Raw genomic sequence first — 17,228 nt, 5'->3', positions numbered from 1 at the left:
GACTAAGATTGAGAGATTCTTGGTTTGTAATCATTTTGGAAAATCACCTACATATATTTAATATCATTAATTATAAAATAAAAAGGCAGTTGAAGGTTCAATTCAATTGAACTTTCAACTGCCTTTTTTGGAATTGGACTTTTTCAGTGCCCTCAAAAATTTGGGCCTCATTTTTTTAGCTAACTTGTTTTTTATTTAAAGCTTGCTCTGAGTATCTCTTATGGAATCCTTTTAAGTAATAAACCGCAACCAAGAAAACAAGGAATAACGGACCAATCACTAAAGCAATTCTTGTATCAGGATTATATGCCATAAGGGCAACTACAAAGGCTAAAAAGGCTAATGAAATATAAGAAGTTATCGGGAAAAGTGGGACCTTATATTTTAAATTCGTTACTTCATTAGGCTTTAATGTTTTACGGTATCGAATTTGTGATAAAAGAATTACTCCCCATGTCCAAATCGCTCCAAATGTTGCAATACTAGTCACCCATGTGAAAACCTTTGCAGGGACGATATAGTTTAATACTACCCCAATTAATAGAGCACCCGCTGAAGCTAATACGGCAATTCCAGGAACACCGTTTTTTGTAACTTTAGAGAAATTCTGAGGTGCTTCCCCGTGCTCAGCGAGGTTAAAAAGCATCCGTGCTGTACTAAAAATACCACTGTTACACGATGAAAGCGCTGCTGTTAGGACAACAAAATTAATGATTCCAGCTGCTCCAGGAATACCGATTTTTTCAAAGGTTAGAACAAACGGGCTTCCCTTTGTACCGATTTCTTCCCACGGATAAATCGACATGATGACAAAAAGGGCACCTACGTAAAAAATTAGGATTCGCCAGAACACAGAATCAATCGCTCTTGACAGTGACTTCTCTGGATTTTTTACTTCTCCAGCTGTTACCCCAATCATCTCAATACCAAGGTAGGCAAACATAACCATTTGTAAGGAAAGTAGTACGCCTTTTATTCCATTTGGGAATAACCCTCCATGTTCCCATAGATTTTTTATTCCAGTTGCGATGCCGCCATTACCTAAACCAAAGAATATCATTCCTGCGCCTACAATAATCATAGCAAGTATTGTGACAATCTTAATAAGAGCGAACCAGAATTCTAACTCTCCGTAAGCTTTAACTGCTAGAAAGTTTACAGTTGCCATAATAACAAGTGCAGCCAGTGCCCAAATCCAACGAGGAACACCAGGGTACCAATACTCCATGTAAATTCCGACAGCCGTAATTTCGGCCATACAGGTTACGACCCATAAAAACCAATAATTCCAGCCTGTTATGTATCCTGCAAGCGGTCCCAAATAATCACGTGCATATTTACTGAAAGAGCCCGCAACAGGTTTTTGAATCGCCATTTCCCCAAGCGCTCTCATGATAAAAAACATGATCATGCCACTAAAGGCGTATCCAATTAAAATTCCCGGTCCAGCCATTTTAATTGCCGATGCAGAACCTAAAAACAGTCCGACCCCAATGGCTGCCCCTAATGACATCAAAGTAATATGCCTTTCCTCTAAACCGCGATGAAGTTCTTTCCCATGAGTGTTTTTGCTCATATAATTAATCTCCCCCTGATTAATAAACTTCTAATTCTCTTTCATCCCACTTCATTTGATTTTATTACAATAGTAACAATGTTATTTATTTTAACACAACGGTATAAAGTATGGGTGCTCCGCCCTCCCTTTTTTCTAATTGTTAACGCTTTCAAAATAGAATTTTTAAAATAATTATTTTTTTGAATATTACACGAAATTATTTTAACATTATTGCGAACGATTTTTTTTGTAAAAAAACAAGAAATTCTCGGCATTATTTTGTAAAATTAAACAAAGGGAATTATCTTAATTCTTCCATAGTGGAGGTTTTCAGTTTGAATACTAGATTACACGATCCTTTCAAAACGGCATTTGATAGTTTAGATGAATTTGCCGACCTCATTAGTCAGGTTTTAAAATGTCCTGTGACGATTGAAGATGCTAATCATCGCCTTCTCGCCTATAGTACTCACGATGAACGAACAGATCCTGCACGAATCTCGACAATTATCGGACGAAGAGTTCCAGAGAAGGTTATTAACCAATTATGGAAAGAAGGAACAATCCCAGCTCTCCTTAAAACGAAGGATCCGATTCGTGTAAAAAACATAGACGATGTAGGTCTAAGCAACAGAGTGGCTATCTCGATTTGGAAGCAAGAAGAGGTAATCGGCTTTATTTGGGCATTAGAAATCGATAAATCGTTAACGGAAGATGATTTCATACAATTAAAAAAAGCTGCTGATGCGGCAAAAAATAAACTCCTGCAACTTCAGACGCGGAAAAATAAAAAGGAAGAGCGATCCCAAGAATTCTTTTGGAAACTTTTAACGGGGCATTTGAATGTTCAGGAAGAAATATTGGAAAACTTCCATACCATGCAAATAAATGCTTCGTCTTCCTTCGCAGTTTTAGTTTTTCAATTTAAAGAAAACATTACTAGTAAAGAAGAGCAAAACATCTCCTACCTATTAAAAACAAATCAGCGGATGAAAATTATGCTCCACACCATAGACTGTAATCAACTCATTTTGTTAGTAACCGCTGAAGGTTTAGAAAACCCTCTAACAGAGCTTGAACAATTCGCCCAGGTTTTTGTGGATAAAATGCGGGAGCGATATGGAGTTAAAGATATCACCCCTGTTTTGAGCGGTATTTATGAGGATTATCTAAAAATTAGACAAGCCTATGAGGAGACATTGTCCGTTTTATCAATTAAACAAAAATTCCCAGGTGAAACAAAAGACATTTACAACTATCAAAAGCTTGGCATTTATCAGTTCTTAGATCTTCTTTTGGAAAAAAGAACAAATGAAGAGTATGAAAATTACTCATTAAAGAAATTACATGACTATGATAAAAAACATAATAGCAATCTCGTAGAAACATTAGAGATTTTTTTAAATAATGATAATAACATTAATGATGCCGCAAAGGAATTGAATGTCCACGCTAATACGTTAAACTATCGCTTGAAACGTATTACTGAAATTGGCGAAGTGAATTTTAAGGATCCAAATCAAAAAATGCTGCTCTACTTAGATTTAAAGTTAGAAAAATATCGAGGGATTTGAACGTTTTGTGAAAATCCCCAAAAACCTTAGTAATCTTTCTCCGTTCCTCACAAAGAAATTTCCCGGCAAACATTTTATACTTTAGCCATAGGAAAATTTCATTTATTTTAGGGAGGAAATAAGGTTATGTTTATTGGTGTACCTAAAGAAATTAAAAATAATGAAAACCGTGTCGCACTCACTCCAGCTGGTGTAGTATCATTTTTAAATGCAGGTCATACTGTTTTAGTAGAATCAGGTGCCGGAATTGGAAGCGGTTTCAATAATGAAGATTACGCAAAAGCAGGCGCTACTATTATCGACAGCGCTGAACAAGTTTGGACTAAAGCTGACATGATAATGAAGGTAAAAGAGCCTCTTACAAGTGAATACAAGTACTTCCGTCAAGGTTTAATTCTATTTACCTATTTACATCTTGCTGCTGAGCCACCACTTGCTCAAGCTCTTAAAGACAGCGGTGTCATTGCAATTGCATATGAAACAGTAACCGTAAACAGAACACTTCCTCTTTTAACTCCAATGAGTGAAGTAGCCGGACGTATGGCAGCACAAATTGGTGCACAGTTCTTGCAAAAGAATAATGGCGGACTTGGCATTCTTCTTGCTGGAGTTCCAGGTGTAAATCGCGGTAAAGTTACTATCATTGGCGGTGGTATTGTTGGTACGAACGCTGCTAAAATGGCTATCGGATTAGGTGCCGATGTTACGATCATCGATTTAAGTGCTGACCGTCTGCGCCAGCTTGATGATATCTTCGGAAATCAAATCAAAACATTAATGTCTAACCCATTCAACATTGCAGAAGCAGTGGCAGAAGCTGACTTATTAATAGGTGCAGTTCTAATTCCAGGTGCAAAAGCGCCTAAACTGGTAACAGAAGAAATGGTAAAATCAATGAAACCTGGCTCAGTAATCGTGGATGTTGCGATTGACCAAGGCGGTATTGTTGAAACAATTGACCATGTTACAACTCACGACAACCCAACTTTTGAAAAGCATGGAGTTATTCACTACTCAGTTGCTAATATGCCTGGTGCAGTTCCTAGAACTTCAACAATTGCATTAACAAATGTTACTGTTCCATATGCATTACAAATTGCTAATAAAGGTGTTTACAAAGCAATTGCTGAAAACGATGCATTAAAACAAGGCTTAAACGTTGCTAACGGCGAAATTACTTTCGAAGCGGTAGCTAAGGATCTTGGTTATGAGTATGTAAATGTGGAGGCTGCTCTTCAAAAAGAACTAGCAGCAATCTAATCTAATAATGGGTAAAAAGGCAGCTGATGACAGCTGCCTTTTTGATCGTGATTTTGCTAAAAAACAGATAGAGAACTTAAAAAAGAGACTATCTTAGTAGTCTCTTCTTTCGAATTATTTAGTCTTCTCAGCTAGTTCTTTCAATGAATCTGAAAGTTGATCATTTAGGCTACCTAATGCTTCTTTATCGAGTGTAGCTGCTTCTGAACCTGCAATGGTTGGGTCAAGATACTTTTCAATTTTCTCGTACAGGTCTTTATTGTCTTTTTTGACATCATCTTCAAATGAAGACCATTGATCTTCTAATTTTGGTCCAACTTCTTTCACTTTAGCCTGGTCACCGCTATCAATTGCTTGGGATAACTTTTCCGTAGTATCTAACATTTTATTTACACCGTCAGAGACTTTAGAATCATTTGAACTGCAGCCAGCTAAAAATAATGCACTTCCAAGACCAAATGCTAAAACCATTGAAGTTACCTTTTTCATAATCAGTTTCCTACTTTCACTATTAATTATTGTTTGCTGTCATCAGCTTTTTACTTTTCATTTGCTTTGATAAAAGAATAATTACGGCACCTAGTACAAGAATTACTTGTGGAATGGTGCTTTCCCATGAAGGGTAAAGGGCGAAAAATTCCAGGCTCGGAATACTTTCGGAATTGGTTGTGGGGATAAATCCAGCTAACTGTAAGCTGTGGATTCCCATGCCTGTAAACTTAATACACAGATAAAATACGATTAAACTTGAAACCATAAAGAATGGACGAAGCGGTAATTTCAAACCAACAAAAACCATTAAATAAGCGAGGATTCCAAGTATTGCTGCCCCGATAAGAAAGCCAATTAATAACGATTGAAGTTTAATTTGGCTCGCCATTCCGATATAAAATAATACGGTTTCTGTTCCTTCACGAAACACGGCAAGAAAGGCTAGAACACCTAAAGAAACAAGTTTACCAGTGGTTAATGCCGTCTGGCTTTTCTCACGAATATAACGATTCCAGTCAGCGATATTAGATTGACTATGAAGCCAATAGCTCATATATAATAGCATCACAGCTGCAAAAACTCCGGTCCATCCAGCGATAAGTGCATTATTATTTCCAAATGCACCAGAGGAAATAACAAATTTTACAATGATGGCAAGAACTACACTTACTCCAAGTCCGCTTAATACCCCGGCCCAAATCCAGCCTCTTCCTTTATTTGTCTCTCCTGATTTCTTAACAAAAGACATAAGGGCGATAACCACGAGCAATGCTTCTAAACCCTCACGAATGAGTATCATAGCCGCATCCCAATAAGTGTAACTAGATTTCTCAGCTAAAGGGGTTAAGTATTTTACCATGTTTTCAATGGTTTGATTAGCTTGCTTATAATTGGGCGGATTTGCATTAAGCATAGCCTGGACGGTAACCAAGTCTCTTTCGGAATCGCTATATACGGAGGCAGATTGTGCAACAACTACTCCCTCAACGCTTAACCAGCTGCTACTTGCCTTTTTAATTCCTTCAAGTGCTTGGGTTTGATTTTCCTCTTGTACTTCCTTCTTTGTTTCCTGTAGGAGCAGGATAAAATCATCTAAAGAGATGTCCTCTTTCTGAAATCCAGGTTCTTTTGGATAACCACCACTTGCTACTTTCTCATTAACAGTCTTTAAATCATTTAAAGCCTGTATAACTTGATCTTGTTTTTTAATGGTAAAAGCATAGACAACCTTTCCCATATTGGATTCAATATCCCGATAGGCAGTGGCCGAATCAGCTTTAATCCCTTCCTCAATTTCTCTCCAAGTTTTATTAAATTGATCGTAGGATTTCTGGGCGCTTGTAAAGTCTCCCTTTTCAGCAAATTCAATTGCTTGATCAACCGATACCTCAGCCTTCTTTATAGCTTCACTGGAATTTTCAGCTGCTAGAGCAGGATTATGTAATGCAAACCCAAAAATTAATAGAAGGATAGATATTTTGAGTAATAGATTTTTTTTCATAAGATCCCCCTAATTGAAAATGAAACCTTTTTAATTGAGAACGAATTTCAATATCATTATTACAATTCTTATTGTATTTCTAATGATAATGATTGTCAATTAGATTTTTTCTTACAATTTGACAGAAATGTGAATATTATTTTATTCTCTTCTTTCGTATCTTCTCAATAAATTGTTTACCTAGGAAAACACTTTTTCATCCCTTTTATAAAGTTAGAAAGATGACAAAAGGTTTCTCTAGACCCACATGATATTTTAGTTGGATAATATATTTAAGGAGATAAAAGTAGGTGAACGTATGGAAGAGCAAGCATATCTGGACTTAAAAAAAGGAGAGCGCGGAGCGGTTATTAGCATTATTGCTTATATTTGTTTGTCAGCATTAAAATTGACCGTTGGATATTTGGCTCATTCTGAAGCCTTAAAAGCAGATGGATTAAATAATACCTCGGATATTGTTGCCTCGGTTGCCGTATTGATTGGCCTTAAATTATCCCAACGACCAGCTGATGATGACCATCCCTATGGGCACTGGAAAGCCGAATCAGTCGCTTCAATGGTGGCCTCTTTTATTATGATGGTTGTTGGAATTCAAGTTGTATATGAAGCGATTACCAGTTTATTTCATGGAAAGAATGAATCTCCAGATTTCGTCTCGGCGTGGACAGGTCTCTTTTGTGCATTAATTATGTATCTTGTTTATCGGTACAATAAAAGATTAGCAAAGGAGATTAATAGTCAATCTTTGATGGCAGCAGCGAAGGATAATCTTTCAGACTCCTGGGTTAGTGTGGGAACTTTTATTGGGATTACTGGCGCTCAATTTGGCCTTCCATGGTTGGACCCCATTACCGCAATCATTGTTGGTTTCCTTATTTGTAAAACCGCTTGGGAGATTTTTCGAGATACGTCACATTATTTGACTGATGGATTTGATGAAAAACGAATTGAGCTTTTCAGAAGTACCATAAATGATTGTTACGGAGTTAAAGGTGTTAAAGATATCAAAGCAAGGAGTTATGGTAATAACGAAGTCGTGGACGTTGTGATTCTAGTTAATTCCAATTTAGATATCACAAGCGCACATGACATAGCATCCAAGGTTGAGGAACAATTAATGAAACGCCATCATGTCTATGATGTACATGTCCACGTGGAACCAAAATAAACTATAAAAAAAGCTATCTTGATTTACCCAAGATAGCTGCAATTCTAAAATTTAAGAACAACAGGTAGAATTTTTTATTTCCACCTCGACTGGTTGAGAACTACAGCAGGCTGAATCGGTTTTCATTGATTCCACATCATCTTTCGTATAGAAAAACTCCCACTCATTTCCGTCAGGGTCGGTCACCCAAAATTTATCTTGAGTAGCATAACAACAGGTAACATCCATTTCCTCTCGGGCAAAAAATCCTATTTTCTCTAAGCGGCCTTTATGTTGAAGGACCTCCTCTTGATTTTCAACTTGAAAGCCAAAATGACCAACCTGGTTTCCTGAGACTGCTTCTTTTACATTTAATGTGAAATTTAGGGCAGGATCATTAAGTAAAAACTTTGCATAATCTGGTTTTACTTTTACTGGCTCTGAAAGAAAAACCTTTGAATAAAACTCAATCGACTTGTTTAAATCAGTGACATTAATCCCAACATGCATTTTCATCATAATCCCTCCAAATATTTAATATAAATCAATTTTTTTTGATTTATTCTTTATAAATCAACTTTTTTTGATTTATATGTTAAGTATATTAGCAATTTTTACTAAATGCAAGAACTAAATCAAAAAAAATTGATGATAACTTTAGTGGAATGAATGCTGATCAGTTGATGACCTATCTTCGTTACCCAAATTCTCATTTCATGGGGGTTCGGTTACGTATACCCTCTCTACGTTACCCTATTCCTCCTTTCATCCCAGCTTCGGTCACGTAGATCCCTTCTACGTTACCCTCCTCCTATTTTCCAACCCGGTCTCGGTCACGTAGAACCTTTCTACGTTACCCACATCCTCTTTTCATCTCTGTTTCGGTCACGTAGAACCTTCTTATCGATCGCCACTGGAATTTCTTCGGGCTGATATACTTTATAACACCACACGTAATTTCTATATAAGATAAAGAACTATGCCTTAATCAATTTTTTTTGATAAAAAAGATTGACACATGAAAATATTGGATATATTATGATTGTATCAAGATTATTTGATTTACGAAGAAGGTGAAAAAGTGATGGATGAAATAAAATTACAGGACATTTCCTTAGAAAAAGTATTTGAACAATATGAGTTAAAATTTAAAGCAATTGCTGACAAAAAGAGACTGCAAATCATGAATATTTTAACGCAAAAAGGTGCCATGTGTGTGTGCGATCTAGCTCCAATGGTCGATATGGCTCAATCCAAATTGTCTTACCATTTAAAAATTTTATTAGATGCCAATATAATCACAAAAGAGACCCGAGGAACATGGAGTTACTATGAATTAAATCAAGCAGAGCTCAACCACTTATTGTCACATGAACTTTGTTGTATCTTCAAACCGTCCTGAGGCGAAATTTTTTTATAGAATTAATCAACTTTTTTTGATTAATATATCAATATAATTTGATTAATAGGGGGAATTATTATGTTCAATGAGTATACAGTTTTTCAAATGATGAAATTACGTCAGGAAGAAATCGAAAGGAATGCAAGCGAAGCTTGGAAGTTCTACGCTAATCCTTCTGAAAAAGAGAAATCGGAAACCTTAATCACTCAATCTAACACACCACTTAGTCCCTGCTGCCAATGTGCGTAGCTAATAAATCAACTTTTTTTGAATAATAAATTTTTTAGGAGAACTCGTTTATGTATCAACAACTATCTAAGGACTTTTTGGAGGACCTGTTATGGCGATGATTATCAGTTCTGCTGGTGCAAGTTTGCCAGAAGTCATTCTTTTAAAATCCATCTTAAAAAAACAGCTTGTAGTTACTTTTGTTTTATCAGTCTTTGTCATGTCCACTATCTAAGGCTTTATTTTTTACCTTGTATAAAGGTAAGGTCACAGAACATGAAACGTTCTGTGACCTTTTTTAGTGAATAACATGCCGTTTTATTATTTTTTCCTTTGGTACTTATTTCACTAAATTTTTATCTTACTCACCAGTTTCCGCAAAGCGCTTAATACGGTCTCCGATTTCATCACGGACACGCTTAAAGAATGCCCATTTTTCTTCCTCTGTTCCCTCTGCTTTAGCAGGATCATCAAACCCCCAATGTTCTCGTTTAACATGTGGAGGAGTTACCGGACAGTGATCTGCTGCATGTCCACACAATGTCACCACTAAATCAGCTTTATTTAAAATTTCATGATCGATTACATCAGATGTTTGTTTAGAGATATCGATTCCTGTTTCATTCATAGCTTTTACGGCATTAGGGTTTAATCCGTGTGCTTCTAACCCGGCACTTTTGATTTCCCATTCATCAGGCAAATGTTTTTTTGCCCAACCCTCTGCCATTTGACTTCGGCATGAATTACCTGTACATAGAAAATAGATTGTTTTTTTAGACATGTTGTTTTCTCTCCTTTATTTTTCATGTAACAGCTTATAAATTAATGCCGCACAAGCTGCTCCTAATATCGTCGCGACAATATACACCCATAAATGTTGAGTCGTTCCTGATACAAATGCTGGACCAATGGATCTAGCTGGATTCATAGAAGCACCACAGATTGGACCTGCAAACATGGCTTCCAAACCCACTGTGGCCCCAATTGCAATTCCTGCAAAGGATTTTACCGCTTTGCCATGGACTGCAGAACCGAAAATAACCATCATCAAGAAAAATGTAAGGATAAATTCCAAAATAAATGACTGTGACCATGTTCCTCTTGGTAAGGTAGTACCCAATGAAGCAACGTTCCCAAATAAAAATAACAACGTTGCACTTGCTGCAATCCCTGCAATGACTTGTATAACAATATAATAAAATGCTTCCTTCTTATTAATATCACCATGTATTAAGAATCCAATGGTAACAGCCGGATTAAAGTGTGCTCCTGAAAGGTGACCAAATGTAAATATTAATGCCATTACGACAAGACCAAACGTAAGTGCAATTCCAACATGTGTTAAACTTTTGGTAATTTCATTTATGACAATTGCACCTGTTCCGGCAAAAATAAGAAAATAAGTTCCTAAAAATTCGCTGATTAACTTTTTTTTCATCTGTTGTTATCCCCTTGATGATTCAAATGCTAACAACCACATCGAAGCGTTGGATTGCTTTTTTCTATTTGTTTGATTTTATCTGTCTGAACTGGCACGTGCTCTAAAATATCATCAATAAGTCCATATAAATCACTTTGTTGATTCAAGGAATAATAAATCCACTGTCCTCTGCGTTCCTCTTTTACCAATCCTAAATCCTTCAATTTCCGAAGATGCTGACTGATAGACGGCTGACTCATCTCAAACACTTCTTGAAATTCACAAACACAGCATTCTCGTTGTTTTAAGATTTTCACCATAGTTAAACGAGTTTTATCACCTAATAATTTTAGAGCGTTGGCAGCTCGATCTAATTCAACTATTGATTTCAACATGACTTCCTTCCTTCCGCATATAAGTAAATAGTAATATACTTATTTAAAAATCATACGGTTTTATTAACAAATTTTTCGTTGAAATATTATACATGCTCATTAACACATAACTATTTGCTTATATATTAGAATGAAATAAAATAAAATTCAAGACCCCTAATGTTAAGTTAACGTAAATAAAAAAGTCCTTAACCTCCTAACTTTTTCAGACTATAGTCGTAGAAAAAGCTGTACTTTCTTCTAAGGCTTCCCAAAAGAAAAAGCGTTATAATAATGGAAAGAGTTCGAATTTTCTGGAGGCCGATTAAATGAAAGAAAACCACCTATCTGAATTAAAAATACTGAAAGAAATTGCTGAACTTCTGAACCAGGGTACAGACCTCCAGTCTATCCTTTCTGAAGTCCTCAAAAAATTACTAAGTGTTACAGGCTTGCAGACGGGCTGGATTTTTCTAATTGACCATGCAGGCGGTTTTGAATTAACTGCAAGAGAAAACCTGCCTCCAGCATTATCTGAGAGAAACTATGCACCGATGTGCAGCGGGGACTGCTGGTGCATTAATAAATACAATAAAGGCCGATTAGATAAGGCAACCAATATTATTGAGTGTAAGCGCATTGAAGATGCCATAGAAAAAGGACTCGGGGATACATGTGGTTTAACCCATCACGCAACTGTCCCATTAAAAGTGGGAAACGAAAAATTCGGTCTTTTAAATGTTGGTTCTCCCTATAAAACAAGGTTTAATCATGAGGAACTAGCTTTATTAGAATCAGTTGCCCTGCAAATTGGTTCCGCCTTAAAACGCATCACCCTTACTCAACGGGAACAAGAAATTGCCTTAACAACTGAACGAAACAGGCTGGCTAGAGATTTGCACGATTCCGTTAACCAGCTTCTTTTTTCCTTGAGTCTGACAGCACGCGGCGGAATAGAAATGACAAAAGATACTGATGTAAAAGAAACCTTTGGCTATATTCAGGATTTGGCTCAGGAAGCCTTAAACGAAATGCGGGCTCTCATTTGGCAGCTTCGGCCAAAGGGACTGGAAAAAGGGATTGTAAGTGCGTTATGTAGCTACGGGGAAATGCTTGGTTTAAAGGTAAATGTCGTCGTTAACGGAGTCATCCATTTGCCGAGCACGATTGAAGAAACATTATGGAGAATCGGCCAGGAAGCTTTTGCGAATTGTAAAAAACACTCTGGAGAGTCTTCGGTTCATCTTTCTATCCATGCTGTTGAGAATCGGATTTCCCTTAAAATTAAAGATTCCGGCTGCGGCTTCCAATATGACGAAAAGAAAGAACTCCCTTCTCTCGGTTTAAAAAGCATGAAGGACCGAACGGAGGCTTTAGGCGGTTCGTTTCAAATACAAAGCGAAACAGATAAAGGAACAAAGATTCAAGTAACGATACCTTTTTAAGGGGAGAAGAACAATGAGTAAAATCCAAATACTTATCGCAGATGACCACCATGTGGTCCGACGAGGCTTGGTATTTTTCTTAAAAACCCAAGAAAACATTGAAATCATAGGTGAAGCGAAAAACGGAAAAGAAGCGGTCGAACTCGCAGATGTCCTTTTACCTGATATTGTCTTAATGGACTTAGTCATGCCGGTAATGGACGGCATTGAGGCAACAAGAAAAATAAAAGAAAAACATCCAAGTATGAATATTATGATTTTAACGAGTTTTTCTGACCAAAACCATGTCATTCCAGCAATCGAAGCCGGTGCTTCCGGGTATCAATTAAAAGATATCGAACCCGATGAACTTGTTAAAGCGATTAAACAATTGATGAAGGGTGAAAACCAATTACATCCTAAAGCAACGACCCACCTTTTAACCCAATTCTCTTCTAAAAATAATGAAGAAAAAAAAATGTTAGAAGATTTGACTAGAAGAGAAATGGAAGTTCTAAAAGAAATCGCTAGCGGAAAAAGCAATAAAGAGATTGCATCATCATTATATATAACTGAAAAAACCGTAAAAACCCATGTTTCCAGCATTTTAGCAAAGCTTGAGCTCGCTGACCGGACACAAGCAGCCCTTTATGCAGTAAGATATGGTGTCATAAAAAACAGTTAAAAGCACGGCTTCTGTATCGAAGCCGTGTTTTTTGGTGGAATTCTTTGGTCCGGTTGTAAAAATGTTTCTTCACAATTTTTGTATCCACATGTTTTTTTAGGAAAGACTATACATCGGTATCTCATTCGGATCATCTTCAAAAGTTTCATTAGCATGGTCGATGTAACGAAGCAGGTTATATAGTTTCTTTTCAAGTATGGTGTAGTCACGTTCAAAATTGTAAGCATGCAGGAATTGTTCTATCTTTTTCGATAAAAATTGATCTTTTGTTCGTACCATTAATATCAGCAAATTATCCCATTCGGATCGATGCGTATAATATAACGCTCGATCATAATCCACTTTATTCATTTGATTATCTCCTCCTTATTAGGAGTTGAGATTATTTTATGACATTTTTAAAAGAACTTTCACAGAAAATGTTGGACACCCTAATCTAGAGCCCTTATCAACTTTTACCTGTATAAAATATTAAGCGGAGGTTATATGTTTAAATTTCTTTTTTTACTGTCGGTGCTACTCCTTTCATTTCAAACCACAGCCTATGCCGCTATTGTTACTACTAATAAACCATACTCCTATGAGATGCTCGAACTTGACCTAAAGCTGTTGAAGGAAAAATATAAAGAGGAAGTTGAGTTGAAAACAATTGGAACGACCCATTTTGGCCAAAATATTTGGGGGGTAAAGCTCGGCGCTGGAGAGAAAAATATCGTCTTAATTGGCTCCCATCATGGACGAGAGTGGCTGACAAGTATGCTCTTAATGAAAATGCTGGAGACCTATACTCATGAATATCACGCGATGGAAACGGCCGGCACAAAGACCATTTTAGACGAAGTATCAATTTGGTTTATCCCGATGCTAAATCCAGATGGTGTTGCCATTCAACAGCATAACTTTAAACGGTTTTCAGAGAAAAAAAAGAAACAAATTTTTCGGATGAATAATAATTCAAACCATTTTAAAAGATGGAAAGCAAATGGAGTAGGTATAGACTTAAACAGGCAATATCCTGCTGGTTGGGAAAGTCTAGATCAACAACCCGGAAAACCGTTTTATAAATTTTATAAAGGGGAAAAACCCCTTCAGGCAAAAGAGGTCATAGCCTTAACAAAATTCATTAAAGAAATAAACCCTTCTATAGCCGTCACTTACCATACAGCTGGGGAAGAAATTTTTTGGAAATATAAAAATGGAAAGAATCTTGCACGGGATAAAGCAATTTCCAAAAAAATCGCCAAGTTAACGGGCTATAAATTAAATACTCCCCCTGATGATGCAGTGGGTGGAGGATTCACTGATTGGTTTATTACTACCTATCACAAACCAGCCATGACCATTGAAATTAGTTATCTCGTTGGGGAAACTAGCCCACCTTTAACTGTTTTTAAAAAGGAATGGAAACGAAATCGATTTGTGGGGCTAAAGCTTGCGAATGAAGCAAAAAAAATTAGTAAATAATACATAATGCGTGGCATTTTGGAGAAAATAATTTCATACGCTTTCTTTTGGAGGGAATTTCTTGAAAAAATTTTTAGCTGCTATAGTAATTATGTTTTGTTTTTTAGTCTATGTGAACCTGCAAGGTGAGGCCCAAAAGCCTGACTATGAAAAATTCGGAAGGATTGCGATTACGGTCGTTCAGGCGGACTTTCCAGGTGACCCCATCAAGGATTATGAATATTTGGGTAGAAAGAAAATTGATGCTACTAAGGTAGAAGATGGTTTTCGTTTTAAAGTGCAAGAAAAAAATCAGAACTTTTTTGTGATTGTAAGAGTGAGTCATGATGCCACAAATAATAAGATTCTTAATATAACAGTCGAATCTCAAAAACAATAAGCGCTCTTGCTTATTGTTTTTTGGCTTCTTTTTCATCATTCCCAGCTTTTCTTCATACATTGTGGTAAGAGGATAAGGGGGGAATGGTCATTGAATGGAGAAGAACGCAAGTCGTTAGAATACGCTATTAGTGAAATTACTGAGATTGCAAAGGGATTTGGACTGGATTTTTATCCAATGCGATATGAAATTTGTCCTGCTGAAATTATCTATACTTTTGGTGCCTATGGTATGCCAACCCGGTTTTCGCACTGGAGTTTTGGTAAGCAATTTCACAAGATGAAGCTCCATTATGATCTGGGCTTGAGCAAGATTTATGAACTAGTTATCAATTCAAATCCATGCTATGCCTTTTTACTTGATTCCAATACTCTTATTCAAAATAAGCTAATTGTTGCTCACGTTTTAGCCCACTGTGATTTCTTTAAGAACAACGTCCGCTTCCAAAATACTAAGCGGGATATGGTAGAAAGCATGGCTGCTACTGCCGAAAGAATTCACAAATACGAAATTCAATATGGAAAAAAAGAAGTAGAAACTTTTCTTGATGCAATTTTGGCGATTGATGAACATATTGATCCTTCTTTAATGAGACCAAAACTTGCTTGGTCGATTGGCGATGATGAAGAAGAATCCGATGAAAACCCGGCTATAACTCCATATGATGACCTTTGGAATTTAGATGAAAAGGAAAAACAAGGACCTTCACAGCCTCGGAAAAAGAAATTTCCGCCAAGGCCCGAAAAAGATTTACTGCTTTTTATTGAAACTTATAGCAGAGAGCTTGAGGATTGGCAGCGAGATATTTTAACAATGATGCGTGAGGAAATGCTTTACTTCTGGCCGCAGCTTGAAACAAAAATTATGAATGAAGGCTGGGCCTCCTATTGGCATCAACGGATATTAAGGGAATTGGAATTAACAAGCGGTGAGGCAATTGAGTTCGCCAAATTGAATGCCGGTGTTGTCCAGCCTTCTAAAACAGGCATTAATCCTTATTATTTAGGTATAAAAATATTTGAGGACATTGAAGAGCGCTACAATAATCCGACCGAGGAAATGAAGCGCAGAGGCGTTCAGCCTGGATCCGGCCGGGAGAAAATATTTGAGGTTCGTGAAGTAGAATCAGATATTTCCTTCTTACGGAATTATTTAAATAAAGAACTTGTGATGAGAGAGGATATGTACCTTTTCCAAAAACAAGGACGGGATTATAAAGTGGTTGATAAGCAGTGGGAGCATATCCGCGACCAATTAGTGAATATGCGCGTAAACGGTGGGTTTCCGTACATTACCGTCAACGATGGCGACTATATGAAAAATGGTGAACTTTACTTAAAGCACTGGTATGAGGGCGTTGAATTAGATGTAAAATACCTCGAAAAGGTATTACCATACGTTCAGCAACTTTGGGGAAGACCCGTTCATATTGAAACGGTCATCGAAGAAAGAAAAATGCTGTTTTCCTATGACGGCAAAGGGGTACATCGGAAATATTTATAAAGTTAAAGTGAGCTGTCCTGCAGATTGTGGGATGGCCTTTTAGATACAAAAAACAACCCCAAAAGGCACTAAGCCTTTCGGGGTTCAATATTACGCGATCGGATATTGCTGCACAAACGGGTGTAAGACAATTTCATCTATTATCATATGCTTTGGAGCAGAAGCCATGTACACCACTGCATTGGCAATGTCTTCGACTTTAAGCCAGTCTTTTTTCTCTGGCAAGCCTTGTGTTGATTCTGCAAAATACGTATCCACCATACCAGGATTGATTGTACCCACACGAATTCCATATTCACGAACCTCCTGGGCTACCGAACCTGAGAACCCTTGAACTGCATACTTTGTAGCAGTATAAGCAGATCCATTAGGAATTGTATACCGGGCAACATCGGAGGAAATGGTAATAATGGTTCCAGACCTCTTCTCTTTCATATGTGGAAGCACAGCTTTCGTGGCTAGAAATACCCCTTGAACATTAACCTCAAATACCTTCTTCCATTCATCAGCAGTCACATCTTCTGTTAACTTAAAGAAGCCCACCCCTGCATTGTTTACAAGAACATCAACTGAATCGTAGGCATCAATTGTATTCTGAACAACTCGAAGCATATCTTCTTCTTTTGACACATCGGCTTGTACTGGCAGGACATTTTCAAAGCCCATTTTCTTTAGTTCTGCTGCAGTATCAGACACTTGCTTGGAGCTGCCAACGAGCGTTAATTTCATTCCTTGGTCAGCTAGCTTTACAGCGATTTCCCTGCCAATCCCTCTTGAAGCACCGGTCACAATGGCAACTTGGTCTTTAAGCATTTAA

At 37.1% G+C, this 17,228-nt stretch carries 20 protein-coding genes; 11 read left to right on the top strand and 9 right to left on the bottom strand.

Annotation, left to right across the window (positions count from 1 at the left end; all coding sequences use genetic code 11):
- Positions 1 to 175: 175 nt before the first annotated feature.
- Positions 176 to 1,576: an alanine permease AlaP gene (gene alaP / locus ABES02_RS07120; protein ID WP_430132558.1), complete on the bottom strand. Its 1,401-nt coding sequence runs from the start codon at positions 1,574 to 1,576 to the stop codon at positions 176 to 178.
- Between the two features lie 317 nt (positions 1,577 to 1,893).
- Here alaP and ABES02_RS07115 point away from each other — a divergent pair, with 317 nt between their 5' ends.
- Both ABES02_RS07115 and ald read left to right on the top strand, forming a co-directional pair.
- Positions 1,894 to 3,132: a PucR family transcriptional regulator gene (locus ABES02_RS07115; RefSeq protein WP_430132556.1), complete on the top strand. Its 1,239-nt coding sequence runs from the start codon at positions 1,894 to 1,896 to the stop codon at positions 3,130 to 3,132.
- Positions 3,133 to 3,258: 126 nt separating this feature from the next.
- Positions 3,259 to 4,392: an alanine dehydrogenase gene (gene ald, locus ABES02_RS07110; RefSeq protein ID WP_430132554.1), complete on the top strand. Its 1,134-nt coding sequence runs from the start codon at positions 3,259 to 3,261 to the stop codon at positions 4,390 to 4,392.
- A gap of 114 nt (positions 4,393 to 4,506) precedes the next feature.
- Here the strand turns inward: ald and ABES02_RS07105 are convergent, their stop codons facing one another.
- Both ABES02_RS07105 and ABES02_RS07100 read right to left on the bottom strand, forming a co-directional pair.
- Complete coding sequence (locus ABES02_RS07105) at positions 4,507 to 4,881, bottom strand: hypothetical protein (protein ID WP_430132552.1); 375 nt, start codon at positions 4,879 to 4,881, stop codon at positions 4,507 to 4,509.
- A gap of 22 nt (positions 4,882 to 4,903) precedes the next feature.
- Positions 4,904 to 6,385, bottom strand: a complete 1,482-nt coding sequence (locus ABES02_RS07100) for an FTR1 family iron permease (RefSeq protein WP_430132550.1) — start codon at positions 6,383 to 6,385, stop codon at positions 4,904 to 4,906.
- A 298-nt stretch (positions 6,386 to 6,683) separates the two neighbouring features.
- On the opposite strand from ABES02_RS07100, the gene ABES02_RS07095 reads away from it, so the two are divergent.
- On the top strand, positions 6,684 to 7,553 hold the full coding sequence (locus tag ABES02_RS07095) for a cation diffusion facilitator family transporter (RefSeq protein ID WP_430132548.1): 870 nt from the start codon (positions 6,684 to 6,686) through the stop codon (positions 7,551 to 7,553).
- A gap of 51 nt (positions 7,554 to 7,604) precedes the next feature.
- Here ABES02_RS07095 and ABES02_RS07090 read toward each other — a convergent pair whose 3' ends face one another.
- Entirely contained in the window at positions 7,605 to 8,051 is a 447-nt protein-coding gene (locus tag ABES02_RS07090) for an ArsI/CadI family heavy metal resistance metalloenzyme (protein ID WP_430132546.1), read from the bottom strand.
- 565 nt (positions 8,052 to 8,616) lie between these two features.
- Between ABES02_RS07090 and ABES02_RS07085 the strand changes: the two genes are divergently transcribed.
- The 3 genes from ABES02_RS07085 to ABES02_RS07075 all read left to right on the top strand — a co-directional run bounded on the left by ABES02_RS07085 (position 8,617) and on the right by ABES02_RS07075 (position 9,397).
- Positions 8,617 to 8,934, top strand: coding sequence for an ArsR/SmtB family transcription factor (locus ABES02_RS07085; protein WP_430132544.1), 318 nt, complete (start codon positions 8,617 to 8,619; stop codon positions 8,932 to 8,934).
- Positions 8,935 to 9,012: 78 nt separating this feature from the next.
- Entirely contained in the window at positions 9,013 to 9,183 is a 171-nt protein-coding gene (locus tag ABES02_RS07080; RefSeq protein ID WP_430132542.1) for a hypothetical protein, read from the top strand.
- A gap of 91 nt (positions 9,184 to 9,274) precedes the next feature.
- The gene (locus ABES02_RS07075) at positions 9,275 to 9,397 is read left to right on the top strand and encodes a hypothetical protein (RefSeq protein ID WP_430132540.1); all 123 of its coding nucleotides are present in this window, start codon (positions 9,275 to 9,277) and stop codon (positions 9,395 to 9,397) included.
- Between the two features lie 126 nt (positions 9,398 to 9,523).
- Here ABES02_RS07075 and arsC read toward each other — a convergent pair whose 3' ends face one another.
- From arsC to ABES02_RS07060, 3 genes are read right to left on the bottom strand one after another with little or no spacing between them, the layout of a single operon-like run.
- Positions 9,524 to 9,943, bottom strand: coding sequence for an arsenate reductase (thioredoxin) (gene arsC, locus ABES02_RS07070; protein WP_430132538.1), 420 nt, complete (start codon positions 9,941 to 9,943; stop codon positions 9,524 to 9,526).
- Between the two features lie 15 nt (positions 9,944 to 9,958).
- Complete coding sequence (locus ABES02_RS07065; protein WP_430132536.1) at positions 9,959 to 10,600, bottom strand: aquaporin; 642 nt, start codon at positions 10,598 to 10,600, stop codon at positions 9,959 to 9,961.
- A gap of 29 nt (positions 10,601 to 10,629) precedes the next feature.
- On the bottom strand, positions 10,630 to 10,977 hold the full coding sequence (locus ABES02_RS07060) for an ArsR/SmtB family transcription factor (protein WP_430132534.1): 348 nt from the start codon (positions 10,975 to 10,977) through the stop codon (positions 10,630 to 10,632).
- A gap of 308 nt (positions 10,978 to 11,285) precedes the next feature.
- Between ABES02_RS07060 and ABES02_RS07055 the strand changes: the two genes are divergently transcribed.
- Complete coding sequence (locus ABES02_RS07055) at positions 11,286 to 12,401, top strand: GAF domain-containing sensor histidine kinase (protein ID WP_430132532.1); 1,116 nt, start codon at positions 11,286 to 11,288, stop codon at positions 12,399 to 12,401.
- Between the two features lie 13 nt (positions 12,402 to 12,414).
- Positions 12,415 to 13,065 carry a response regulator gene (locus ABES02_RS07050; protein ID WP_430132530.1) on the top strand — a complete coding sequence of 217 codons (651 nt, stop codon included), beginning with the start codon at positions 12,415 to 12,417 and terminating at the stop codon, positions 13,063 to 13,065.
- 96 nt (positions 13,066 to 13,161) lie between these two features.
- Here ABES02_RS07050 and ABES02_RS07045 read toward each other — a convergent pair whose 3' ends face one another.
- Entirely contained in the window at positions 13,162 to 13,416 is a 255-nt protein-coding gene (locus tag ABES02_RS07045) for a YhdB family protein (RefSeq protein ID WP_430132528.1), read from the bottom strand.
- A gap of 135 nt (positions 13,417 to 13,551) precedes the next feature.
- On the opposite strand from ABES02_RS07045, the gene ABES02_RS07040 reads away from it, so the two are divergent.
- From ABES02_RS07040 to ABES02_RS07030, 3 genes are all read left to right on the top strand, one after another.
- Positions 13,552 to 14,529, top strand: coding sequence for a M14 family zinc carboxypeptidase (locus ABES02_RS07040; RefSeq protein ID WP_430132527.1), 978 nt, complete (start codon positions 13,552 to 13,554; stop codon positions 14,527 to 14,529).
- A 61-nt stretch (positions 14,530 to 14,590) separates the two neighbouring features.
- Positions 14,591 to 14,908, top strand: a complete 318-nt coding sequence (locus ABES02_RS07035; protein WP_430132525.1) for a DUF3889 domain-containing protein — start codon at positions 14,591 to 14,593, stop codon at positions 14,906 to 14,908.
- A 90-nt stretch (positions 14,909 to 14,998) separates the two neighbouring features.
- Positions 14,999 to 16,411: a SpoVR family protein gene (locus ABES02_RS07030; RefSeq protein WP_430132523.1), complete on the top strand. Its 1,413-nt coding sequence runs from the start codon at positions 14,999 to 15,001 to the stop codon at positions 16,409 to 16,411.
- A gap of 90 nt (positions 16,412 to 16,501) precedes the next feature.
- Here the strand turns inward: ABES02_RS07030 and ABES02_RS07025 are convergent, their stop codons facing one another.
- Positions 16,502 to 17,224, bottom strand: a complete 723-nt coding sequence (locus ABES02_RS07025; RefSeq protein ID WP_430132521.1) for an SDR family oxidoreductase — start codon at positions 17,222 to 17,224, stop codon at positions 16,502 to 16,504.
- Between the last annotated feature and the right edge of the window lie 4 nt (positions 17,225 to 17,228).

Origin of the sequence: Neobacillus pocheonensis (assembly GCF_050477905.1) — a bacterium.
GTDB classification, from domain to species: domain Bacteria; phylum Bacillota; class Bacilli; order Bacillales; family Cytobacillaceae; genus Neobacillus; species Neobacillus pocheonensis_A.
The sequence above is the reverse complement of the archived record's forward strand: the minus strand, read 5'-3'. Positions and strand labels throughout refer to the sequence as shown.